The sequence below is a fragment of the Kinneretia sp. DJ1R-11 genome, from assembly GCF_025717595.1.
Lineage (GTDB): Bacteria > Pseudomonadota > Gammaproteobacteria > Burkholderiales > Burkholderiaceae_C > Paucibacter_A.
The window spans coordinates 116,392-137,172 of the sequence record NZ_JAJIRR010000001.1; the positions used below are offsets into that span (position 1 = coordinate 116,392).

Annotated in this window: 23 protein-coding genes; 8 read left to right on the top strand and 15 right to left on the bottom strand. The window is 67.6% G+C overall.

Annotation, left to right across the window (positions count from 1 at the left end; genetic code table 11):
• The first annotated feature begins 28 nt into the window (after positions 1–28).
• Positions 29–1,591: a cryptochrome/photolyase family protein gene (locus LNV23_RS00500; protein WP_318023196.1), complete on the top strand. Its 1,563-nt coding sequence runs from the start codon at positions 29–31 to the stop codon at positions 1,589–1,591.
• A 117-nt stretch (positions 1,592–1,708) separates the two neighbouring features.
• Positions 1,709–2,092 carry a response regulator transcription factor gene (locus LNV23_RS00505; protein WP_263561140.1) on the top strand — a complete coding sequence of 128 codons (384 nt, stop codon included), beginning with the start codon at positions 1,709–1,711 and terminating at the stop codon, positions 2,090–2,092.
• Between the two features lie 15 nt (positions 2,093–2,107).
• On the opposite strand, the gene LNV23_RS00510 is transcribed toward LNV23_RS00505, so the two are convergent.
• Positions 2,108–3,553, bottom strand: coding sequence for a hypothetical protein (locus LNV23_RS00510; RefSeq protein ID WP_263561141.1), 1,446 nt, complete (start codon positions 3,551–3,553; stop codon positions 2,108–2,110).
• A 369-nt stretch (positions 3,554–3,922) separates the two neighbouring features.
• Between LNV23_RS00510 and LNV23_RS00515 the strand changes: the two genes are divergently transcribed.
• Entirely contained in the window at positions 3,923–4,294 is a 372-nt protein-coding gene (locus LNV23_RS00515; RefSeq protein WP_263561142.1) for a hypothetical protein, read from the top strand.
• 18 nt (positions 4,295–4,312) lie between these two features.
• Here LNV23_RS00515 and LNV23_RS00520 read toward each other — a convergent pair whose 3' ends face one another.
• The 4 genes from LNV23_RS00520 to sorT form a co-directional block, all read right to left on the bottom strand.
• Entirely contained in the window at positions 4,313–4,864 is a 552-nt protein-coding gene (locus LNV23_RS00520; RefSeq protein ID WP_263561143.1) for a histidine phosphatase family protein, read from the bottom strand.
• A 46-nt stretch (positions 4,865–4,910) separates the two neighbouring features.
• Positions 4,911–5,681, bottom strand: a complete 771-nt coding sequence (locus tag LNV23_RS00525) for a PRC-barrel domain-containing protein (RefSeq protein ID WP_263561144.1) — start codon at positions 5,679–5,681, stop codon at positions 4,911–4,913.
• 139 nt (positions 5,682–5,820) lie between these two features.
• Positions 5,821–6,141 (bottom strand): SorU family sulfite dehydrogenase c-type cytochrome subunit, encoded by a 321-nt coding sequence (gene sorU, locus LNV23_RS00530; RefSeq protein ID WP_263561766.1) that lies wholly within the window; start codon positions 6,139–6,141, stop codon positions 5,821–5,823.
• A 19-nt stretch (positions 6,142–6,160) separates the two neighbouring features.
• Complete coding sequence (gene sorT / locus LNV23_RS00535; protein WP_263561145.1) at positions 6,161–7,414, bottom strand: SorT family sulfite dehydrogenase catalytic subunit; 1,254 nt, start codon at positions 7,412–7,414, stop codon at positions 6,161–6,163.
• A 280-nt stretch (positions 7,415–7,694) separates the two neighbouring features.
• On the opposite strand from sorT, the gene LNV23_RS00540 reads away from it, so the two are divergent.
• The gene (locus LNV23_RS00540) at positions 7,695–8,873 is read left to right on the top strand and encodes a rhodanese-like domain-containing protein (RefSeq protein WP_263561146.1); all 1,179 of its coding nucleotides are present in this window, start codon (positions 7,695–7,697) and stop codon (positions 8,871–8,873) included.
• Positions 8,874–8,893: 20 nt separating this feature from the next.
• Here the strand turns inward: LNV23_RS00540 and LNV23_RS00545 are convergent, their stop codons facing one another.
• The 3 genes from LNV23_RS00545 to LNV23_RS00555 form a co-directional block, all read right to left on the bottom strand.
• Positions 8,894–9,658, bottom strand: coding sequence for a substrate-binding periplasmic protein (locus LNV23_RS00545; RefSeq protein WP_263561147.1), 765 nt, complete (start codon positions 9,656–9,658; stop codon positions 8,894–8,896).
• A gap of 153 nt (positions 9,659–9,811) precedes the next feature.
• Complete coding sequence (locus LNV23_RS00550) at positions 9,812–10,600, bottom strand: substrate-binding periplasmic protein (RefSeq protein ID WP_263561148.1); 789 nt, start codon at positions 10,598–10,600, stop codon at positions 9,812–9,814.
• 142 nt (positions 10,601–10,742) lie between these two features.
• The gene (locus LNV23_RS00555) at positions 10,743–11,660 is read right to left on the bottom strand and encodes an EamA family transporter (protein WP_263561149.1); all 918 of its coding nucleotides are present in this window, start codon (positions 11,658–11,660) and stop codon (positions 10,743–10,745) included.
• 165 nt (positions 11,661–11,825) lie between these two features.
• On the opposite strand from LNV23_RS00555, the gene LNV23_RS00560 reads away from it, so the two are divergent.
• Positions 11,826–12,413 (top strand): lipid-binding SYLF domain-containing protein, encoded by a 588-nt coding sequence (locus LNV23_RS00560; protein ID WP_263561150.1) that lies wholly within the window; start codon positions 11,826–11,828, stop codon positions 12,411–12,413.
• 179 nt (positions 12,414–12,592) lie between these two features.
• Here LNV23_RS00560 and LNV23_RS00565 read toward each other — a convergent pair whose 3' ends face one another.
• Entirely contained in the window at positions 12,593–13,027 is a 435-nt protein-coding gene (locus tag LNV23_RS00565) for a DUF3224 domain-containing protein (RefSeq protein ID WP_263561151.1), read from the bottom strand.
• Between the two features lie 181 nt (positions 13,028–13,208).
• Between LNV23_RS00565 and LNV23_RS00570 the strand changes: the two genes are divergently transcribed.
• Complete coding sequence (locus LNV23_RS00570) at positions 13,209–14,042, top strand: DUF6597 domain-containing transcriptional factor (RefSeq protein ID WP_263561152.1); 834 nt, start codon at positions 13,209–13,211, stop codon at positions 14,040–14,042.
• 87 nt (positions 14,043–14,129) lie between these two features.
• Here the strand turns inward: LNV23_RS00570 and LNV23_RS00575 are convergent, their stop codons facing one another.
• The 4 genes from LNV23_RS00575 to LNV23_RS00590 all read right to left on the bottom strand — a co-directional run bounded on the left by LNV23_RS00575 (position 14,130) and on the right by LNV23_RS00590 (position 16,064).
• Complete coding sequence (locus LNV23_RS00575) at positions 14,130–14,696, bottom strand: DsbA family protein (RefSeq protein WP_263561153.1); 567 nt, start codon at positions 14,694–14,696, stop codon at positions 14,130–14,132.
• Positions 14,693–14,962: a hypothetical protein gene (locus LNV23_RS00580; RefSeq protein ID WP_263561154.1), complete on the bottom strand. Its 270-nt coding sequence runs from the start codon at positions 14,960–14,962 to the stop codon at positions 14,693–14,695. The genes LNV23_RS00575 and LNV23_RS00580 overlap by 4 nt, the downstream gene beginning before the upstream one ends.
• A 19-nt stretch (positions 14,963–14,981) precedes the next feature.
• Positions 14,982–15,458, bottom strand: coding sequence for a hypothetical protein (locus LNV23_RS00585; protein WP_263561155.1), 477 nt, complete (start codon positions 15,456–15,458; stop codon positions 14,982–14,984).
• 105 nt (positions 15,459–15,563) lie between these two features.
• Positions 15,564–16,064, bottom strand: coding sequence for a hypothetical protein (locus tag LNV23_RS00590; RefSeq protein ID WP_263561156.1), 501 nt, complete (start codon positions 16,062–16,064; stop codon positions 15,564–15,566).
• A gap of 277 nt (positions 16,065–16,341) precedes the next feature.
• On the opposite strand from LNV23_RS00590, the gene LNV23_RS00595 reads away from it, so the two are divergent.
• Both LNV23_RS00595 and LNV23_RS00600 read left to right on the top strand, forming a co-directional pair.
• Positions 16,342–18,930 carry a chemotaxis protein CheB gene (locus LNV23_RS00595; protein ID WP_263561157.1) on the top strand — a complete coding sequence of 863 codons (2,589 nt, stop codon included), beginning with the start codon at positions 16,342–16,344 and terminating at the stop codon, positions 18,928–18,930.
• Positions 18,931–18,997: 67 nt separating this feature from the next.
• The gene (locus tag LNV23_RS00600) at positions 18,998–19,621 is read left to right on the top strand and encodes a PAS domain-containing protein (protein WP_263561158.1); all 624 of its coding nucleotides are present in this window, start codon (positions 18,998–19,000) and stop codon (positions 19,619–19,621) included.
• On the opposite strand, the gene LNV23_RS00605 is transcribed toward LNV23_RS00600, so the two are convergent.
• Positions 19,603–20,535, bottom strand: coding sequence for a class I SAM-dependent methyltransferase (locus tag LNV23_RS00605; RefSeq protein ID WP_263561159.1), 933 nt, complete (start codon positions 20,533–20,535; stop codon positions 19,603–19,605). The two genes, LNV23_RS00600 and LNV23_RS00605, sit on opposite strands and share 19 nt — an antisense overlap.
• A gap of 53 nt (positions 20,536–20,588) precedes the next feature.
• Entirely contained in the window at positions 20,589–20,759 is a 171-nt protein-coding gene (locus LNV23_RS00610; protein ID WP_263561160.1) for a DUF2256 domain-containing protein, read from the bottom strand.
• Between the last annotated feature and the right edge of the window lie 22 nt (positions 20,760–20,781).

Genomic DNA, 20,781 nt, shown 5'->3' on the forward strand with positions numbered 1-20,781 from the left:
ACATGACGGCTTACCCCAGCGGACTGGCATGAAGCCAAACTTGCGCCATCTGGTCCTGGTTCTGGGCGACCAGCTCAACAGCGACGCTTCGGCTTTCGATGGCTTTGACTCAGATCAAGACGCCGTCTGGATGGCCGAGGTGCGCGAGGAATCAACCCATGTCTGGTCCTCCAAGCCACGCACGGTGATGTTTTTGGCGGCCATGCGCCACTTCGCCCTGGCCTTGCGCCGCCTGGGCCGCCCCCTGCACTACCGGTGGTTGGACGACCCGGACAACCTGGGCAGCCTGGCCGGCGAGCTGCGCGCCGCCATCGCCCGCTTGCGACCACAGCGCCTGATCCTGACCGCGCCCGGCGACTGGCGGGTGCTGCAGGCCCTGCGCGCCGTGGCGGCCGAGGCCGGCCTGCCACTGGAGCTGCGCGACGACCGGCATTTCTTCAGCACGGTGCGCGAGTTCGCCGCCCACGCGCAAGGCCGCAGCAGTCTGCGCCTTGAGTACTTCTACCGGGAGCTGCGGCAAAAGCACGGCGTGCTGATGGAAGACGATGGCCGCCGCCCTCTGGGCGGGCAGTGGAACTTCGATGCCGAGAATCGCGAGGCCTTCGGTGCCGCCGGTCCCGGCTTTCTGCCGACCCGCAGCCAGTTCGTCCCCGATGCCCTGACCCGCGAGGTCATCGCCCTGGTCCAGCGCCAGCTGCCCGATCACCCGGGCCGCTTGGACAGCTTTGCCTGGCCGGTCACGCGCGAGCAGGCCTTGCAAGCGTTGGGCGAATTCCTCAGCGAGCGCCTACCCCTGTTCGGCCACTACCAAGATGCGATGTGGCCCGATGAGCCCTGGCTCTACCACTCCCATCTGGCCGCGGCCCTCAATCTGAAACTGCTGAACCCGCGCGAGGTGGTCGCCGCGGCCGAGGCCGAGTACCGCGCCGGGCGCGCGCCGTTGGCCTGCGTGGAAGGCTTCATCCGCCAGATCCTGGGCTGGCGCGAGTATGTGCGCGGCGTCTACTGGACGCAGATGCCTGCCTATCTGGAGCAGAACAGCCTTCAAGCGGAGCAAGATCTGCCGTCCTGGTACTGGAGCGGCGAGACCGAGATGGTCTGCCTCAGTGCCGCGCTGCGCCAGACCCTTGACCATGGCTATGCTCACCACATCCAGCGCCTGATGGTGACCGGGCTGTTTTCCCTGCTCTACGGCGTGGCGCCCAAACAGATCCATGCCTGGTATCTGGCTGTTTACGTCGACGCCGTGGAATGGGTGGAGCTGCCCAACACCCTGGGCATGAGCCAATTCGTCGATGGGGGCCTGCTGGCCAGCAAGCCCTATATCGCCAGTGGCAAATACATCCAACGCATGAGCAGCGGCAGCTACTGCAAGCGCTGCCGCTACGACCCGGGCGAACGCACGGGGGTCAGGGCTTGCCCCGTCAGCACCCTGTATTGGGATTTCCTGATCCGCCACGAAACCCTGCTGGCCGGCAATCCTCGTATGGTGATGCAAGTGCGCAATGCCAAGCAGTTGGACGAGGAAGAACGGGCCGCCATCCAGCAGCAGGCGCAGGCCTTGCGCCTGAACCAAGCGGCGCCGTTGTAGGCGAGAAGAAACAGCGGCGGCCCAAACACAGGGCGCCCAGGCAAGCGCTCATTGCCGGAGGGCCGTCAGATGGAGTACCGTCGGGCAACGCCGTAAGCGGCCCGCTGGAATCACGCAATGAAAAAGATTCTGATCGTTGATGACAACCCCGACATCCGAGCCCTGCTGCACGCCACGCTGGACCTGGCGCAGAGCTTCGAGATCCACGAGGCCATCGACGGCGTGACGGCGGTTGAGATCGCCCGCAGTCTGAAACCCGATCTGGTCCTGATGGACATCATGATGCCGGGCGAGTTCGACGGGCTGGAGGCCTGTCGGCGCATCAAGCATCAGGCCGGCGACGGCGAGATGGCCCCCAAGGTGCTGCTGATCAGTGCCAAGCCGCGTGATCAGGTGCGCCAGCAGTTGGAAGACGTGGGCGCCGATCTGTTCATGGCCAAGCCCTTCGGCCCGATTCAGCTGGTCGAGTGCATCCAAGCCTTGTTTGCACCCAAAGCCTGAGCCTCCGCGCTGGCCTCACCACTTGCAGCCGTTCTTGCGTGCCGCGTCCAAGGCCAGCGGGATCGCCGCCAGCAAGCCCATCTGCTCACCATAGGCCTTGCGGCAGTCCTTTTTGGCGGCCGCTTCCATGCTTTCTTCCAGCTTGGATTTGCGCTCGGGCGGCGGCGGCACCAGATTCAGCAAACCCGAGCTGCTGCGCGAAGGCAGCGCGCCGCCCCGCATATCACGCGGCAGATTGAGGTTGAGTCGCGGCGCATCTGGCGGCGTGGACGCCGGCGTGGCCACATCGTGGCCCAGCTGCGCACCGGCATCGGGCGCCCCCTGGCCAGGCCGGCTTGAATTCGATGCTGCGGGCGAAGGCTGGCTGCTGGGGCTGGCACTGGCGCCATTCGATGTGGCGGCCGGGGCTTTGACCGGGTTGTTCTGGCTGGCGTTCGGCTTGGCCTGGGTCTGCGCCCCGGCGTCCGGGCTTCGGGCCGGCACGCCGTCGGCGGCTTGAGGGCTGCTCTGTACAGCGGGTGCCGCCGCCGCTGGCGCCTCATTCTTGGTTTCGCTGATCGCCGTGCTGGGCACGCTGCCGATGCTGGGGCTGCTCAGCGGTGCCACCGGCAGCTGCGGCAGCGCGGCGGCCGCCTCCACTGGCGCGCGTTGCTGCGGCAAGGGCGACAAAGCCTCGGATTTGGGCAGCGGCGTCAGCGCCGGCCGGCTGGGCACGGCCAGTTGGCGCTCGCGGATCGGCGCCGTCACCGGCTCGAAAGCCGGCAAGGGTTGGATCGTCTGAGACTGGGTCGGCAGGGCTTTGGCAGCGCTCAGGTCCTGCGGCGTGGCGCGACTCAGGCTGCTGGCGGCCGGCAGGCTGCGGGTCTGCACCGGCGGGACATAGGCCACCGGCGCCTGGGCGGGCAGGCTGGCGATCGCTGCGGGCGCCGCGCTGTTCAGCGGGATGGCCTCGGCACGCGCCCGGCTCACAGGCGCTGCGGCGTCCTGCAATCGGGCCAAAGCGCGGGGCGTCATCGGCTCGGGCAAGGGAATGGGCTCGGGCACAGGCAGGGCCAAGGGCACCGGCAGCGGCTCAGACGGGGGCGAGGGTGTGGCCGTGGCGGTCGCCGTGCTCGCCTCCGCCGGGCGGGCCTGATCTTGCCCGCTTTGCTCCATCGGCTGCGCAGCCTTCGTGGGGTTCCAATCGCCCAGACGTGCCGCACCCGGGCCGGTCTCGCGCGGCTGTTCGGGCCGCACGGTGCCGCCGTGCCGTGCCTGGCGGGCTTGGCCCACCGGGCCGGTCTGCTGCGGCGCGGTGGCGCCGGGTTCGCCCGAACCGGCTTCGAAACGCGGCCCGCGCAGGGTGACGTTGATGCGCCCCCACACCCCTTCGCCCTCGCGGGCCGTGCCGCCCTGGGTGTTGCCGAAGACCAAAACCAGCAGCACATGCAGCAAGAGGGCCAGGGTCAGGCACTGCTGCATGCGCGTGGGTGGCAACTGCCGCAGCGGCCAGGCGGGGCCTGGCGTTCGGACGGGTGCGGCAGTGGCAAGTGCGGGGAGTCGGAACATGAAAGGCAGCAGCGCGGGGCAGGCTGAAATGTAGCAAGCCTCAGGGGTCACTCACCTGGGGCCTGCCCGCACTGCGCGCAGGACGCCTTCGCTCGACGCACCTGCGCGCCGTGAAGTCTGTCACGCGCCCGGGAAAACCTGCCCCGCAGCCACGGGCTGGTCAAGTGATGTTTGGCGGACTAAGCTGGCGTCACCGCATGAGCCTGCCGATGCGCGTGTCGTGCGCAAGGCCGTTTCAGCCCCGCCGCGTTTCGGCCACAGCCCTATTTCCCAAGGAACACCATGAAATCCACCCTCCTCGCCCTGAGCCTGATCGCCCTGTCCTCCCTCGCCCAAGCCGCGAGCAGCAACACGGACGAAAGCGGCGAAGTCAAGGCCTTGCGCGGCGAATGCGCCCAGAAGTACAGCGCCGGCTACGCCCAGCAGGACGCGGCCCGCACGGCCGACAGCAACGAGTACGTCTTCGTTTATCACAAGGGCCAGTACAAGGGCGAGCATGTGGCCGGCCAGAGCCTGGACTGCACCGAGCGCCAGTACGCGGCCTACCTGAACACGGTCGACCCGACCCGTGTGATGGCCGCCTACCCCACCGCCGCTGGCCGCCCCAGCATCAAGGGCCCGCGCCTGCCGCGCACGCCCTCGGTCGGCAAGTAAGCCAGCAAGCCCCCTGAATCAAAGACAGGCCGCCTCCGCGGCCGGGCTGGGCTCGCCATAGCGCAGCCGTGCCAGGCTGGCCGGCACGCCAGGCTGCACCGGGAGCCGCAGCACAAAGAGGTGCTGGTAGCTGCTTTCGCACAGGTCCGGCAAACGTGGCCCGCCCAGGGCCGCGATGATGGCCGGCACGGTGTTGCTGTGGCCGACGATCAGCAGCGCGCCGCCGTCCTGGTGCAGCACTGCCTCACGAATCTCGCGCAGATGGGCCTCGGCCTCGCCGCGCCGAGCAGCCAGAACCTGCGGTGGCAGTTGCAGCTGCTGCGCCAGCGGCGCCGCCGTTTCCTGGCTGCGCCGGAACTGGGTGGTGATGATCTGCTTCAGGCCCGCGTCGGCCAAGGCCTGGGCCAGTGCCTGGGCACGCGCCGCGCCGGCGCTCGTCAAGCCAGGGTCGCCGGCCGGTTCGGCCGCCCGCTCGGCATGGCGCACCAGGAAGACCAGATCCGCCGCGGCGCGGGCCGGCAAAGGCAGCAAGGCCAGGCCAGCAGCGGCACACAGGATGGCGAATTTCATGGGCAAAGCTCTCGCGGGGCATCGAACAGCCCGCAGTATCGCCGCCTCAGAGCCAGTAGCCGCGCCGGTCATAGGCGTCGTGAAGGCGCTGCTCGTCGCTGCGCAGCAGCTCGGACGCCGGCTCGTAAGCCGGACTCTGCTTGACCTGTGCGCGCGTCAGCGAGGTCAGCACCTCGCGGTCGGCCCAGTCGATGCTGTCGATCCAGCGCGTCGAGAGCAGCACCTTCTTGCCGCCGGGCCACCAGTTGCGCGTGTCCACCACCAGATAGCGTATGGCCCAGGACTCGGCATCGAAGATGAAATCCTGGACATGGCCGATGCTGTCATCGCTGGCCTGGATGTCGTAGCCCGTCACTTCCGCACTGCTGCGCAGATGCTGGTCTTCAGTGGGCGTGTGACGAGCCCGCAGCGCAGCGTCCTGCTCGCTTTCCACACCATGTGGCAAGGCGGGCGGCCAGAGCGGCAAGGCCTCCATGCCCCAGAGCGCCGCGCCGCCCCAGTAGGCCGGCAAGGCGTAGTAGCCGATGTAGTCGCGCTCATGCTGGCGCGACACCGGCAAGTGGGTGTCCACGGGCGGGCTCAGTTCCACCTGACGCCGGCTCAGGCGGACATCGAGCAGCTTGCCGCTGCCCAGGGGCTGCACCACGGCATGAGGCGAGATCAGTACCTCGCGGCCGGCCAACCAGCTGCCGGTGTTGACCACCAGATAGCGGATGGTCCAGGCCTCGTCATCGAAATAGGCTTGACGGACCTCGCCGATGGCGCCATCACGGGCCATCACCGTGGCGCCGCAAAGGTGTTTGAGACTGTTGAACATGGCAGAGGCCCTCCGCTGAAGCTTGATGTCACACCACCTGCCGCGCAAGCGGCTGGGGTGCGTGAGGCTTCAGTCTAGGCAGGCAGGGCTTTTGCAACCGTGCGCTGGCGAACAGCGCGGCCGCTGCTTGCTTTGCGGCCTACTTTGCAGGCAGGGCCGGTGCGGCTCCGGTCGAACGGGCGACGAACAAGGCCAGGGCGTCCATGTCGGCAGCACTGAGCTTGTCGGCAAAGCTGGGCATGGCGCCCAAGCCGGCCCGCAACACTTTGCGCACCCGATCGGCATCGGGCTTGAGCTCGTCCAGCACCGGCCCGACCTGCCCTTCCGAACCGGCCGCTGCCAAGGTGTGGCAGACGGCGCAGGCCGGCTGGGTCTGCGTGAACAGCAGCTTGCCGCGGGCCAGCTGCTGGGCCTCATCGGTGGCCAGCGCCAACGGCGCGGCAGCCAAGCCGGCCGCCATCAAAAGCCAGCGTCGCAACTCAGACCACCGTGATCGTGACCGCATGGTCGCGCCAGCTGTTGTTGTTGTAGCCGCTGAGGTTTTCCTCGCGCAGCTCAGGCTGAACCGCACCTTGCGCGTCGGTGGCGCGGCAGGCCAGGGTGTAGCTGCCCGCATCCAGCTTGACGGCCAGAGCGAACTGGCGCCAGGCGAAACGACCGAGATCCGGGCCGACCATGCGGGCCGCGTGCCAACTCTGGCCGCCATCCAGCGAGACCTCCACGCCCTTGATCGCCTGCGTGCCGCCAAAAGCCACGCCATGGATCTGCATCAGGCCTTCCTTGAGCGGGCCGGCCTCGGGCAGCGGGCCGTTGATCCAGGACTTGACGCCCATCTCCAGCACCGAGGCCTGGTCAGGTGCGGCCTTGGCGCCGACCGGCGTCATGCGGTAACCGTGCGACATGATGCGAGCCTTGGACTCGGCTGCCGTGAAGGCCAGGCGCTTGATGTATTTGATGTTGTTGACACCTTGGTAGCCGGGCACGATCAGGCGCAAAGGGCCGCCATGGGCCAGGCTCAGGGGCTCGCCGTTCATTTCCCAGGCCAAGAGCGCGTCACCCAGGGCCTTGATAGGCACCGAGCGCTCGACCATGACCGTCAATGGATCCACGCCCTCGGGCAACTTCTCGCCGCCCGTGCCGGTGATGTGCAGCATGCCGTCCTCCAGGCCGCCCAGAGCCTGCACGACATTGCGCAGCGGCACGCCGCTCCACAGCACGCAGCCGGCGGCGCCGACGGTCCAAGGCGTGCCGCTGGGCTTGCTGGGGAAAAAGCCGCGGCCATTGCCCGAACATTGCAGCACCGTTGCCACCGTCTCCAGACCCAGGGTCTTGAGCTCGGCCAGGCGCAGGCTGCGCGGCTGCTTGACGCCCTCAACGGCCAGGGTCCAGGCGTCACGGTCAGCCAGAATGGCCGCGTCGGGTGCCGGCAAGTTGTTGCGGACATACAGCTGCGAGCCCGGCGTCAACACGCTGGTGCCAAAGGCGGCGCGGCGGGTTTCCAGGGTGCTGCTGCTGTGCACGATCAGGTCGGCCGGATTCTTCCAGGCAGCGTAGGCGGGCAAGGCCTTGGGGGCTGCAGCGGGAGCAGCGGGCGCTGCATTGGCGGCCGGTGCCGCGGCGGTCTGGGCCGAGGCCGAACCGGCCCAGCTGCCCAGCCCCACGGCGCCGAGGGCGGAGGCCGTGCCGGTCAGCCACTGGCGTCGTGCGATGGGCTTAGGCTTGGCTTGTTTCATCGTTCGGTTCTCCCGAGTTGTGGGGGGGTGCAGGCACTCGCTGCAGGGCTGAGGCGCATTCTGCATGCGCCGGCCGGGCCAGCCACTCAGGACATTGCCTAGGCGGCGCGGCAGGCGCATTCTGCCGCCTTCTCTATGACGACATGATTTCCGGGCACACTTGCGCCTGCGGGCAACGTACCCGCGGCCAGGTCGTTACCGTCGGGAGGGGCGACGACCGCCCTTCTGCCCGCCCCGAGGCATAGATCCCGGGCCGGCGGCACCTGAAAGAGATCGCCCGATGCTGAGCTTGACCCAACTTCCGAAACTCCTCCGCCACAGCTTCTGGCTGATCGCCTGCGCCGGCGCCACAGCCCAGGCCGGCCTGAGCGCGGTGGTGGCCGTGGAACCCACGGCCAAAAAGGCCTCTTACAACATCTACTTCAGCGCCCTGGACTCGGCCCTGAGCCGGGCCGCGGCACAGCCGGTGGCAGCCAGCGCCAGCGAAGACTTGGCCGACGTCATGCGCGCCACCCGCAGCTCGGGTTTCGACATCTTCATTGGCCCAGCCCAGGTCGCCGCCTCGGCCCTGCACCGCGGCTACGAGCTGGTCGGCGCCAGTCAGACGTCCGAACCTTATCTGCTGGTCGTACGCAAAGACTTTGCCGACATCCCCGCGCTCAAGACCCGGCGCATCTACCTGCCGCAGCAGGATTCCATTTACACCTATATGGCGCGCGGCCTGCTCAACCAAGGCGGGCTGTCCATGCAGGACATGAAGGTCCAGCACGAGCGCTTCCCGCAAGCCGGCCTGACTGCCCTGCTGCTCGGTGCGGCCGATGCCACCGTGGTGACCGCCGGCGACTGGGCGGAATGGTCGGCGCTGAACCCCACCGTCGGTCGCGTGCTGGCCAAGACCGACCCGGTGCCGGCCGGTCTGTCGGTGGTGATCAAGAAAGACCTGCCGGCCGATGTGCGCGCACGCCTCAGCGCCTGGTTTGCAGCGCCGCCGGCCGGTGTCGGCTTGCCGCCGACCAAGTTCAAGCCCGAGGCCAGCGAGTACAAGCGTGTCTCCGAGCTCGGCCTTTTCACGCCCACGGCCCTGCCCGGCGTGACCCGCGTCAGCGCACGCGATGCGCAAAAGCTGCAGGCCCAGGGGGCCTTGCTGATCGACACGCGCACCGAGAAGGAGTTCGCGACGCGCCACATCCCTGGCGCCGTCTGGGCCCCCTATGTGGAAAAGAGCCTCAAGGACATCGCCTTCAACGCCGCGCAGGACGATTTCAGCGCCCTGGGCAAGATCGACAAGCTGGACCCCAACCGCGCCGTCATCTTTGCCTGCAATGGCGCGGAGTGCTGGAAGTCCTACAAGGCCGCGCGCGTGGCCCAGCAAAAGGGATTCAAGAAGGTGCATTGGCTGCGCGGCGGTCTGCCCGAGTGGGAAGCTGAAGGCCTGCCGGTGCAGAACGCAGCGCCCTGAATCCTGGTCGACCCAGCAGCTCAGTCCAGCCCGTAGCGGCGCCGAATCTCACGCAGCACGCCGCGCGCCTCCAGCCGGCCCAATGCCTGATCAAGCAGCTGCGCGTCCGCCTCGCTGACGCTTTTCTCGCTCAGCATGAAGGCCACCGGCGCGCGCACCATGCCAAAGGGCATGAGCTGCAGCACCATGTCCTGCTGCCGGGCCAGGTCCAACAACGAGGCCACATCACCAAGAATCAGGCGCGCGCGCTGACGCTGCAGCATGGCCACCCCCTTGCCATGGGTCTCGAAGGGCTCGAGCAAGCCCGCCTCACGCAGCGGCGCGCGCCAGGGCTCGAAATCCGGCCCCAGCCGCCCGGCATTGAGCACCAGCAAGGGCGTGCGCGTGCGCAGCACATCCTCGAAGCTGCTCAGACGCGCCGCCAGCGCGGGCAGCTCGCGGCCTTGCAAGCTGCGCAGGGCCAGCACGCCCAGCAGCTCGTCGCGGTAGGTCCGGGTGTAGCGCACGCCAGGCGCGGGCGGATGCCTGGGGGTGGCGGCCAGGATCAGGTCAATCTCGCCCTCTTGCAGTTGCAGGACACGGCGCCGCCGCGGCAAGGGGTCCACCCACTGGAGGCGACAACCGGTCTCGTTCATCAGCGCCTGCAGGATTTCAAAATCCATGCCGCTATGGGGACCGCCCTCCTGATAGACCAAGTAAGGCGGCCAGCTCGCGCGCGTGATGCGCAAGGCCTGGCGGCAGCCCACGCCCCACGCCGCGCTCATACCCAGCAAGAGCAGAAGCAAGAGCGCGACCTGAAGCCGCGCCAGGACAGGGCGAGCTAGGCAGTTCACGATCGGTGAGCGTGGCAGCAAAAAAACATGGCATGGCACGGGCGTGGCCCAAGCGATGCACCGACCATAGCGCAAAGCCGCCCTTCCGGGACCGGGCTTAGACCCCTATTTGAGATAGCGCTGATGCAGGCGGGCGACGCTACCGTCCGCCACCAGTTGCTGGTAGGCCCAGAGCCATCGCTCAACCTCGGTTTCGGCCATGCGCAGGGACACGCCCATGTATAAGTCGGCTTCGCCCAGGCTGGCCAGGGTCAGAAAATCGCTGCGTGCATAACCATTCAATTCAATGGCTGCATTGAGCATGGGAGTGCCAGCGTAAATGGCCGTCAGCATGCCGCCGTGCAACATGCGCAGCAGTTCGCGGTAGTCCTTGGCCTCGATGATGTGCCTGAAACGCTCGGCCTGCAGATTGCGAATGATGGGCGAGCCGCGCAGCACGCCGATGCGAGCGGCACGCAGCGCCGACAGTCCTCGCGCGCGCTCGCCGGTGCGGCCGACAAAGCTGTAGCTGACATGCATGAGCAGGATCAGCCAACGGAATTTATGCTCCCGGTCGGGCGTGCGCGCCAAAGGGAAGACACCGCCGGCCTCGCCGGTCTCCACCAGGCGCACGGCCCGAGCCCAGGGGAAAAAGGACACCGTATCGCGGCGACCCAGGCGCTCCGCCATCAGCTGAGCCAAGTCATAGGCATAGCCCTCGGGGCCTAGCTGGCCCTGCCAGGCGAAGGGAGGCAGGTCACCAGCCACCCAGCTCAAAGGCACAGCCTCCTTGGCCGCTGGGGCATTGGTGGCGAACGGCTCGGCGGAACTCTGCACAGCATGCGCCGGGGGCGGCGGAAACAAGGGCAGCGCTGCGAGCGCACAGACCTGGCGACGAGAGCAGACCGTGTCCATCGATGGCCGCGAACGCTCCATGAGGCGCTCGCCCTGTCTTTTTCACCCTTGCAGCCTGTGCCAGCTGCTTCGGCGGGAGGCTCCCTGTTCGGGCGACTTTAGCACCGGTCCGTACGCACAGCGCCCTGAAAACACGGAAGGCTCAGCCCAAAGCCAACCCCGCCACGCCCAGCGCGATGGCCGCAGCCCCCAGCAAGCGTAACCATCGGTCACCTTCGCCCAGCAGGCTGCCGCCGGCCAGGGCGGCAAACAGCATGGACACCTCGCGGGCCGGCGCCACATGGCTGAGCGGCGCCAGCTGCATGGCGTAGAGCACCATGATGTAGCTGCTCGGCCCGAGCACGGCGATGGCCAGGGCAGGCTTCCACTGCGAACGCCAGACGGCCTTGAAACGCGCCGGGTCGCGCAAGGCAAACGGGCCCATGACCGGGATGCGCAGCACATTGCCCACGTAATCAACCAGGATGGGCGAGATCAGCAGCACCTTGACCGCATAGCCATCGATCACCGTGTAAGTGGCGATGAAGACGCCGGTCAGCGCACCCCAGAACAGACCTCGATGCAGACGCTGGCGCACAAAGGCGCGCGACTCGCTCAAGTCCCCGGCCTCGCCCCGCCCCAGCAGCTGGCGCAGCAAGCCCGGCCCGCCGGCGATCAGGAACACACCCGCGACCACGGCCAGGGCGCCGGCCGCGCCCAGCCAGCTCAGACTCTCTCCAAGCACGAAGACCGCGGCCACCGAACTCAACAAAGGCCCACTGCCGCGCGCCAGCGGGTAGACCACGGTCAGGTCAGACACCGCATAGCCATGCAGCAGACAGCGGAAGTACAGCACATGCACGGCCGCACTGACGGCCAGCACCGTCCACTCCACCCAACCCCATGCGGCCACGCCCTGCACGCCGGTCCAGACCACCACCGGCGCCCAGACCAGGCCGACCAGGATGGAGCTCATCAATACGAACTCATTGCCACTGCCGCCGCTGCGCTTGGCAATCAGGTTCCAGCTGGCGTGGCAAAGGGCGGCGGCAAGAACCAGGGCGAGGGCAAGAGGGCTCATTCGAAAAGCAAGACAGACAGCGCACAAGTGCGACTTGAGGGCATGCGCGCCTCAAGCCGAAAGCCTCGATTGTGCGTTCGTCAGCGAACAGACCCGCCCGGCTGCCCGTTCTACAAAGCAGCGTGACGGTGCCCCTGCTGCGCCGCCGCCAACTCAAGGCCTGCCATGACCCACTCTCAATCCCCCAACACCCGCCGCCACGTCCTGCGTCTCAGCAGCTTGGTCATGACGGCCAGCCTCAGCGTGCTGGCTGGGCTGTCGCCCATGACCGCCATGGCGGCCAGCGCCGAAGACCTGAACAAGGACGCCCAGCAAGCCCTGGCCGCCCTGTACAAAAGCAACCCTGTGGCCGAGACCATTTCCAAGAAGGCGCGCGCCGTGCTGGTCTTCCCCAAGATCGTCAAGGCAGGCTTGGTCTTTGGCGGCAGCTACGGTGAGGGCGTGCTGATGAAGAACGGCGCCGTCAGCGAGTACTACAACTCGGTGTCGGCCTCCTGGGGTTGGCAAGCCGGCGCCGAGTCGTATGCCTATGTCGTGTTCCTGATGAGCGACAAGGCGGTGCGCTATTTGGCCAAGTCCAATGGCTGGGAATTTGGGGTCGGGCCCAGCTTGGTGCTGGTCAACGAAGGCGTTGCCAAGAACCTGAGTACATCCACCTTGAAGGACGATGCCTACGCCTTCATCACCGACCAGCAAGGCCTGATGGCCAGCCTCAGCATCGAAGGCACCAAGATCAGCCGCATCAAGCGCTGACCGGGTTGGGATTCGCTGAGGCAGCTCACGGCACAAAGCAGCCGAATACAAAAGGCAACCACAGAGGCGCAGAGGCACAGAGAAATACAAAGCTGAATTGGTTTTAGCTCTGTGCCTCCGTGCCTCTGTGGTTGCATTTGAATCTCAGCAATGTGCCGAGAACTGAACTCCACGCCGAATCACGGACTCACGCCCGCCTCCGGCAAGCTGTACTCAAAACGGTAGCTGTGGGCGCCGCCCGGGGCGATGTCGATGAGCATGCGACCGCTCAAGCCGGTCAAGGCTTCGGTACCGGAGTCGGGCACCACGGTGATGCTTTGGGTCGGCGCGCCGCGGCTCATGGTGGAGCTGTGTTGCAGCACAAAGCTGCCAGCGCGGCCGTCCAGCGTGCCCTGCACGCGCTCCATGGCCACATAGCCGGCCGAGCCGCTGACAGCACTGCGGAAGGCGAGCATCTCGCCGGTGCTGCTGGCTTCCAGTGCGCCGTGGAAGCGCTTGTCCAGCGACATGCGGCCCAGGCCGCTGCTGGCGGCCACTGCGCTCATGTCCTGAGGCGCGAGCTTCACTTCAAAAGGGCCGCTGACTTGGTGGCTGAAATTGCTGCGTTCGCTCATGGCAGGCTCCGTTTGAATTGCGGGTTTGGCTGACTGGGTTTGCGAGAGTACCGGGCTGCTGCCTGTAGCCAGCGCGGCGGCCCAGAGGATAGAGGTGAAAAGGTGCAGAGGCTTCATGGCAAGATGAACTTTCTTCTAAGCTGATTCGGAGCGGATCCGTCCGGCCGCCATTGAACCCGCCATGCCCCCTGACCGGATTGGAAAAACACGACAGAAGGGACTGCTCCCCCTGAGCACCTCGCCGCGCGGCGTGCTGCACCGCCTGCCGGTCGGTGAATTCGACCACCAACGCCTTGCGCCGCCCGAGGACCTGGCCGACTGGATTGAGCATATCTGGCGCGTGCGCTGGAATCTCGAAGGCCTGCCGCCGCAGCTGCAAGAGACCCTGCCCCACCCCAATATTCATCTGGTGCTGGAGCCAAGCATGGCGGCCTTTTGGGGCGTGCACAGCAGGCGCTGGTCGCGCGAGCTGAGCGCGCGTTCGCTGGCCCTGGGCATCAAGTTCAGGCCCGGCGCATTTCGCCCCTGGCTGGGCGGGCCGGTGTCGGCCTTGAGCGACCGCTCGCTAGCGCTGCAGGAGCTGTTCGGGCCAGAGGCCCAAGCCTTGAGCGCGGCGCTGGAGATCGACGCGCTGGCCGAAGCGGCCACGCCCGTCTTGGACTTTCTGCGCGCCCGCCTGCCCGCGCCCGACCCGCAAGCACTGCTCGCAGGCCGCATCGTCGACAGCGTGGCCGCCGACCTGAGCCTGCACAGCGCGGAAGTGCTGGCCGCGCGTTGGAGCTTGAGCCTGCGCTCGCTGCAGCGCCTGTTTTCAGAGTACGTCGGCGTCGGGCCGAAATGGGTGATTCAATGCTACCGCATGCACGAAGCTGTGGCCCGCGTGCAGGCCGGAGAAACCATCTCCTGGGCGGCGCTGGCGCAGGACCTGGGTTTCTTTGACCAAGCGCATTTCAGCGCCGCCTTTCGGCGCCTGATCGGCCAGACGCCCGGCAGCTACTCCAAGGCCATGCGCTAGGTTGAGTGCCGGCGCAGCCCTCACCCCGCTGCCACCCTGCCCGCATTCGCTGCGCTGCCGGCGGAGGCATGTCGAACCTTGTTCGCCCTAACCGTGCTTGCCCGGCCCACGAGCAGCCATGGCCGCGCGCACCGCGTGGCGCAAGCCGTCCAGGCCTTGCGAGACATCGATCAGCAAATCATCCAGCAGCAAGGCCGGCGTGCTCTGCAGCTGCAGGGCGTGGCCAGCGGCGCGGTGCTCCTGCACACGCTGGGTGTAAATGCGGTCGGCCATCTCGCCCCGAAAGCGCAGCATGTCCAGGCCCAGGGCCTTGGCATGTTGCTCCAGGTCCGGCGCGCCCAGGCGCGGCGGCGGGCTGTAGAGCGAGCGGTGCATCAACCAGAAGTGACCTTGCGCGGCGGCCGCTTCGGCCGCCTCGGCCGCCAGTTCTGCCTGCGGATGCAGTTCCACCCAGGGGTAGTGGCGGTAGACAAAACGCAGGCCGGGGCCGATGTCGTCGAGCAGCAATTGCAGGCCCGGCTGCAGGCGCTGGCAAGCCGGGCATTGGTAGTCACCGTACTGCAGCAGGGTGACGGGTGAATGGGCGTCGCCCTGGCTGTGCTCCAGCGCCGGCATGCCGCTGCGCGGCGCGGCCAGCACTCGAGCGGCGCTCATGCCAGGCCTCGCAAGGTTTGTTGAGGCTCAGACGAAGACGAAGAAGCGCCGCCGTCCGGCGACCAGCGGATGGCCGCGCTGAGCAGATAGCGTTGGAAATCACCCAGCGGCATGGCCGCCGCGCCGTGGCTGGCGCCGTCCACCCAGCTCAGGGTGGCGTCCTGCGCGCCCTGCTCCACCTCGCAGGGGCCCGGGCGTATCAGCATGCTGGCGCCGTCGCCGTCGCGGTACTCGACCCGGCCTTCAATCACAGCAGTCCTGCTCATGGTGACACCTCGCGAATCTTCAGATCAGCTCTTCAACCATCCAGGCGCGGTAATGCACGGCCAGATCGGCGCCGCCCTCGCGGGCGATGGCTGCCACCACCGCCGCCTGTTCGACACCATCGACCTTGATCAAGAGCCAGCGGTAGCCCTGCTCGGCCAAGCTGAGGTAGCGGCGCAGCAAGGTGATCTCGTAACCGAAACCGGCCAGCGGGCCGGCCTGCTCGATCAGCGCGGCCAACTCGGCCACGGTCTCTTGCGGCGTGAAATGCAAAAGCCCATCGGCCGGCCAGCCGGCATGGTGGAAGGTGAGCACCAAGGCCTCGGCGTCCTCCTGCGTCGGCAGGCCCAGCATCACATGGCCGACCGGGTTGAACACCCCGAAAGAGCTGGGCCGCGAGGCCTGGGACATGGTGTCGCTCCACTCGGCGCGCGGCGCACTGCGCGGCCCGGCGGGGCGGGCCTGGAAGGGTTGGCCCATCGATTCAACAACGCTCATGTCTGCCCCTTGAGCGGGGCGGAACGCCGCCCCTTTGCAGGGCATCATGCGAGCCGACGCGGCGCCCGGCTGTTCGCCAGCGCACGCAGCGAGGCTGCTTTAGCCTCAGTGTAGGTCGAGGCTCATTTCGACGTCGCGCAAGCGCCAGCCCTGCTGCCACAAGGCCTGCACAGCCTGACGCTGCGCGGCTTGCAGCAAGGCGGCCGGGCGCTGCCCGGGTCGCGCCCAGACCGGCTCGCTCAGCCATTGCAGGCCAGCCGCCGCGGCGCCCTCGCGGCGCCACAGGGCCAGGCGCCAGGCCTGCTGCAGGCCATGGCCTTGGCTTTCATCGGCCAGCACACCACACCAGTCCGAACTCTGGAGGCCCAGAGCAGCGCGCAGGATCTGCGCCGGCGCGGCCGAGCGCGGCAAGGTGGCCAGCAGCTGACCTTGCGGGCTCAGCAAATGCTGGCGCGCGGCCACCGGCCGGGTCGGGAAGGAAAGCGGGGAAGCCTGGACAGGCTGAGCGCCAGACGCCAAATCTGCGGGCCGGCCGACGCGCGCGGCGCTGCTGGGGCGGGGGCTGCGGCGGGTCAGCCAGCGGTCAAAAGAAGCGAGACCTTGCATGATGAATTGAAAACTCCGAGAGCCCTGAAACCGGCGTTTGCCGGCCCAGGGCATCTCGGAGCCGCAACGCTTTAGCCGTATTTGATAGCCCGCCCGCAAGTAGTTGGTAAATCGGCGGTGACCCAGTTTGCACCCGGTCGACCGCTATTCTAGCCGCAGCTTGCAACAGCCACGGCGGCAGAAATGCGCGCTTTTCCGGTTTGCGCTTTCAGCCGCCTCCTGGCCTCGCTCAGGCAGAACCAGAGCGCCACCCCAGCACCGCCCCCCATAATCCGGCATGCCCACGTCAGCCCCTCACAGCCCACCCACTCACGAGAGCCCGGGCGCCGGGCTGGCCATGGTGGCGCTCGGCGCCTCGGCCGGCGGCCTGATTGCCCTGCAAGATTTTCTGGCCCGGGTGCCGGCGAACAGCGGCCTGGTCTATTTGGTGGTCCAGCATCTCGACCCCGACCACGAACCCATGCTGGCGCAGCTGCTGCAGCGTGTCACCGCCCTGCCGGTCCAGGACGCCAGCGATGGTCTCCGCCCGCATGCCAATGCCGTCTATGTGATTCCGCCCAATACCGAACTGACGGTGGCCGGCGGCCTGCTGCGCCTGGCGCCGCCGGCTCAGCCCCGCGGCCAGCGCCTGCCCATCGATCTGCTGCTGCTGTCCATGGCCGAAGAACTCGGTGCGCGCGCTTGCGGCGTGCTGCTGTCGGGCATGGGCAGCGACGGCAGCCTGGGCCTGCAGGCCCTGCGCGCCAGCGGCGGGCTGACCCTGGCGCAGACGCCTGAAAACGCGCAGTTCGACTCCATGCCGCGCAGCGCCATCGCCAGCGGCTGCGTCGACATCGTCGCACCCGCCCATGAACTGCCGGAACGCCTGCTGCAAGCGCTGGCCCAGCGCGGGCCAGCGAAGGGTCAGGCCACGGCGACCGACAGCCGGGTGAACGCGCCGGAAGGCGAGGCGCTGCTCGATAAGGACGCCGCCTTGCCGGTCATCGTTGGCCTGCTGCGCGCGCATTGCAAACACGACCTCTCGGACTACAAGCCCAGCACACTGGGCCGGCGCATCCAACGCCGCATGGGCGTGCACGGCCTGGCCACGGCATCGGCCTATGCCGAATTTTTGCGCCAGAACCCGCAGGAATTGGACCTGCTGTTCAAGGAAATGCTGATCGGCGTGACCCAGTTCTTCCGCGACCCCGACACCTGGTTGGAGCTGGCGCAGAAGGTCTTGCCGACCTTGCTCGAGCGCAGCGAACCGGGCAGCCGCCTGCGCGCCTGGGTGGTCGGCTGTTCGACCGGCGAGGAGGCCTACAGCCTGGCCATCCTGTTCCAGGAAGCCCTGGCACAGCAGCCCGAACACCAAGGCCTCAGCCTGCAGATCTTCGCCAGCGACCTCAGCGGCGACGCCATCGCCCTGGCCCGGCGCGGCTTCTACCCGGCCAAGATTGCTGGCGATATGGACCCCGCGCTGTTGGCACGTTACTTCAGCCCTCAGGCGGACGGCTACCTGATCAACAAGCAGATTCGCGAGATGGTGCTGTTTGCCCAGCACGATGTGATCCAGGACCCGCCCTTCACCAAGCTGGACCTGCTCTCCTGTCGCAACCTGATGATCTATTTCAACGCCGGCCTGCAACGCCGGCTGCTGCCGCTGTTCAGCTACAGCCTGCGCCCCGGCGGCGCGCTGCTGCTGGGCGCGGCCGAGACCGTCGGCAGCGCTCAGGCCTTGTTCACGCCGCTGAGCCTGAAGTCCAGGATCTTCTGGCGCAGCGGCCTGGCCGTCGGCGCCAGCACGGTGGACTTCCCCATCAACCCGCGCCCCCAGCCCAAGCGCCCTCCCGAGGAGTCCCCCGTGTCCCAAACGGCCGTCCCGTCCACCCAGTTGCAGGCCCATGCCGAACAAGCCTTGCTGCAGGAGTTTTCGCCCGCCGCGGTGCTGGTCAATGCGCAGGGCGATGTGGTCTTCATCAACGGCCGAGTCGGCCGCTTCCTGGAGCCCGCGGCCGGCAAGGCCAACTGGAACATCCATGTCATGGCCCACCCGGCCATCCGCAGCCAACTGGCCGCGGCCCTGCGTCAGCTGCTGCAAGACAGGCATGGCAGCATCGAACTGCCGGGCCTGGAGTTGGACCCGCCCTCGCCGACCCGCCTGGACCTGACCCTCAAGTACATGCGCGAGCCAAGTTCGCTGGCCGGCATGGTGATGGTCGTGTTCCGCGAACGGGCCGCGCCAACGCGCAGCCGCCGCAAGCCCGGTAGTGCCGCCGATGCCGGCGCCATCGCCGACCTGGAACGCTGCCGCGAGGAAATCCAAGCCCTGCGCCAGGAAATGGGCGCGGCCGCCGAGGAGCTGCAGGCGGCCAACGAGGAGCTGCAGTCCACCAACGAGGAGTTGCAATCGGCCAACGAAGAGCTGACCACCTCCAAGGAAGAGTCGCAGTCCATGAACGAGGAGCTGCAGACCCTGAACGGCGAACTGCAGACCAAGCTCGACGACTTGGCGCTGGCGCAGAGCGATATGCAGAACCTGCTCAACAGCACGGACATCGCCACACTCTTCCTGGACAGCCAGCTCCATGTGCGGCGCTACACCGAGCAGATCACCCGCATCGTGCATCTGCGCCCCAGCGATGTCGGCAGGCCTTTGACCGATCTGGCCAGCACCCTGATCTACCCCGAACTGCTTGCAGACGCGCAGGAAACCCTGCGCAGCCTGAGCTTCAGTGAAAAAGAGATCCACACCACCGATGGCCTGTGCTTCCAGGTGCGCATCAAGCCCTACCGAACGCTGGCCAATGTGATCCAAGGCGTGGTCATCACCCTGATCGACATCACCGCCGCCAAGGCCTTGGAAGCACGCCTGCGCAAGGCCTGAGCGGCCAGGCGACGCCAAACGCTGCCGTCGCCCCCACGTTTTTCTCCTTCTCACTCCCGGAGCCGCCATGACACCAGCCGCCACCACCCTCGACCCCAACGGCTCGCTGCGTCTGCGCGCCCAGGCCCAGCTGCAGGCCGACCGGGGTTCGCCGCCGGCGCGCAGCGCCACCGAGGCCCTGGCCGTGCTCTACCGCTTGGCAGGTTCGCCGGCCACAGCAGGCGAGGCCCTGGCCCTGCTCCATGAGCTGCAGGTGCACCAGGTGGAGCTGGAGCTGCAGCAGGAAGAATTGCAGCGCACGCGGGTCGAGCTCGAGCAGGCCCTGCAGCGCCAGACTGAGCGAATGGAACGCGCACCGCTGGGCTGCCTCAGCCTCGATGCCGCCGGCCGGATCACCGAACTCAACAGCGCGGCCGCGCATCTGCTCGGCGCGGCAGTTGCCACCTTGTGGGGCCGCACGCTGGGCAGTCTGCTGACAGCATCTGGAGTGCAAGCCCTGCAGGCCTTGCTGCTGCAGGTCGGCGCCGCGGGCCCCGCGCCCGCTGAGGTCTGCGTCCTGGAGCTCTTGCCGAGCCCAGGCCAAGCGAGTCAGTTCTTGCACGCCAGTGCCTCGATGGATCAGCCACCCGGCCACTGGCTGCTGGCCCTGCTGGCCCCGCCAGAGACAGCGTTTCAGTCGGCGCGGCGGTAGAGCAAGACCTTGAGCGCACGGTCCTCGTCCACATCGGCAAAGGCCGGTGGATTGGCCAGGCGCTGCACCAGGCGCAGCTCGGGCGCCAGCTCGGCCATCTGATCCTGCAAGAAGGCGACGCCAAGCTTGGGCGTGTTCAGGCACAGCAAGGCATGGCCGCCGGGCAGCAGCAGCTCGGGCAGGCGACGCATCAGGCGCGCATAGTCCTTGCTGGCGACAAAGCTGCCCTTCTGGTAGCTCGGCGGGTCGAGGATGATCAGGCCGTAGGGCCCGCTGCGGCCGATCTTGCCCCAGGAATTGAAGATGTCGTGGGCCAGAAAGCTGGCGCCAGATGTGAGGCCGTTGAGCGCATGGTTCTGCCGCCCGGTCGCCAGGGCGCCGGCGCTCATGTCGACATTGACCACCTGGCCGGCGCCGGCCTGCAAGGCCACCACCGAAAAGGCGCAGCTGTAGGCAAACAGATTGAGCACGCGGAGCCGCTCGGGCTGGGCCAGGCCGGCGACATGCTCACGCACCCAGCGCCGGCCCTCGGCCATGTCCAGGAACAGGCCATGGTTCTGACCCTTGAGCACATGGACCCGGTAGCGCGCGCCTTGCTCGCTGACTTCATGCGGTTCGGGCACGGCGCCGGCCATCAGCCGCGTCTCCAGCTGCCCTTCATGGCGGCATTGGTAGACCCAGCTGAGGGCCTGGCCGGGCGCGAGAGCCGCCACGCGCTCGGCCAGGGCCTCGTGCACGGCGGCCAACTCGGCCTCGCTGGCCGGCGCAAAGCTGGTCAGCACAAAGACCGGCGGGAACAGGTCGAGCGACCATTGCTCACAGCCGGGATAGCGACCGCCACGGCCGTGGAAGAGACGTTGGGCGTCAGAGGGGAAAGCGTCGAGGGCAGCGATCGCTTGAAGTAATGCTTGCATGGCCGGCATTCTCGCCGCCACCGCCCCTTGCGAGGCCGCACCGGCCCTGGGGTTCAGGCAGGCTGAGCCGGCTTCTGGCGCCGGCAGCGCTCGGAGCAGAACTTGACCTCGTCCCAGTTCTTGGCCCAGTTACGCCGCCAGCTCATGGGGCGGCCACAAGCCAGACAAGGCTTGCTGGGCAGCGCCGCCTTGTTGCCGCGAAAACCGCTTGGGTGCGCGCTCATGGTGGGGGACAGGTCTTGCCAT

Excerpts from the sequence above, each read along its gene's own strand:
- LNV23_RS00510 (WP_263561141.1), bottom strand. The coding sequence starts at position 3,553 with ATGCAGCAGTGCCTGACCCTGGCCCTCTTGCTGCATGTGCTGCTGGTT.
- LNV23_RS00500 (WP_318023196.1), top strand. The coding sequence starts at position 29 with ATGAAGCCAAACTTGCGCCATCTGGTCCTGGTTCTGGGCGACCAGCTC.
- LNV23_RS00600 (WP_263561158.1), top strand. The coding sequence starts at position 18,998 with ATGACACCAGCCGCCACCACCCTCGACCCCAACGGCTCGCTGCGTCTG.
- LNV23_RS00520 (WP_263561143.1), bottom strand. The coding sequence starts at position 4,864 with ATGAAATTCGCCATCCTGTGTGCCGCTGCTGGCCTGGCCTTGCTGCCT.
- LNV23_RS00585 (WP_263561155.1), bottom strand. The coding sequence starts at position 15,458 with ATGAGCGTTGTTGAATCGATGGGCCAACCCTTCCAGGCCCGCCCCGCC.
- sorU (WP_263561766.1), bottom strand. The coding sequence starts at position 6,141 with ATGGCGGCCGGCTTGGCTGCCGCGCCGTTGGCGCTGGCCACCGATGAG.
- LNV23_RS00505 (WP_263561140.1), top strand. The coding sequence starts at position 1,709 with ATGAAAAAGATTCTGATCGTTGATGACAACCCCGACATCCGAGCCCTG.
- LNV23_RS00595 (WP_263561157.1), top strand. The coding sequence starts at position 16,342 with ATGCCCACGTCAGCCCCTCACAGCCCACCCACTCACGAGAGCCCGGGC.
- LNV23_RS00525 (WP_263561144.1), bottom strand. The coding sequence starts at position 5,681 with ATGTTCAACAGTCTCAAACACCTTTGCGGCGCCACGGTGATGGCCCGT.
- LNV23_RS00550 (WP_263561148.1), bottom strand. The coding sequence starts at position 10,600 with ATGGACACGGTCTGCTCTCGTCGCCAGGTCTGTGCGCTCGCAGCGCTG.
- LNV23_RS00610 (WP_263561160.1), bottom strand. The coding sequence starts at position 20,759 with ATGAGCGCGCACCCAAGCGGTTTTCGCGGCAACAAGGCGGCGCTGCCC.
- LNV23_RS00560 (WP_263561150.1), top strand. The coding sequence starts at position 11,826 with ATGACCCACTCTCAATCCCCCAACACCCGCCGCCACGTCCTGCGTCTC.
- LNV23_RS00605 (WP_263561159.1), bottom strand. The coding sequence starts at position 20,535 with ATGCAAGCATTACTTCAAGCGATCGCTGCCCTCGACGCTTTCCCCTCT.
- sorT (WP_263561145.1), bottom strand. The coding sequence starts at position 7,414 with ATGAAACAAGCCAAGCCTAAGCCCATCGCACGACGCCAGTGGCTGACC.
- LNV23_RS00515 (WP_263561142.1), top strand. The coding sequence starts at position 3,923 with ATGAAATCCACCCTCCTCGCCCTGAGCCTGATCGCCCTGTCCTCCCTC.
- LNV23_RS00580 (WP_263561154.1), bottom strand. The coding sequence starts at position 14,962 with ATGAGCAGGACTGCTGTGATTGAAGGCCGGGTCGAGTACCGCGACGGC.
- LNV23_RS00555 (WP_263561149.1), bottom strand. The coding sequence starts at position 11,660 with ATGAGCCCTCTTGCCCTCGCCCTGGTTCTTGCCGCCGCCCTTTGCCAC.
- LNV23_RS00540 (WP_263561146.1), top strand. The coding sequence starts at position 7,695 with ATGCTGAGCTTGACCCAACTTCCGAAACTCCTCCGCCACAGCTTCTGG.
- LNV23_RS00565 (WP_263561151.1), bottom strand. The coding sequence starts at position 13,027 with ATGAGCGAACGCAGCAATTTCAGCCACCAAGTCAGCGGCCCTTTTGAA.
- LNV23_RS00590 (WP_263561156.1), bottom strand. The coding sequence starts at position 16,064 with ATGCAAGGTCTCGCTTCTTTTGACCGCTGGCTGACCCGCCGCAGCCCC.
- LNV23_RS00575 (WP_263561153.1), bottom strand. The coding sequence starts at position 14,696 with ATGAGCGCCGCTCGAGTGCTGGCCGCGCCGCGCAGCGGCATGCCGGCG.
- LNV23_RS00570 (WP_263561152.1), top strand. The coding sequence starts at position 13,209 with ATGCCCCCTGACCGGATTGGAAAAACACGACAGAAGGGACTGCTCCCC.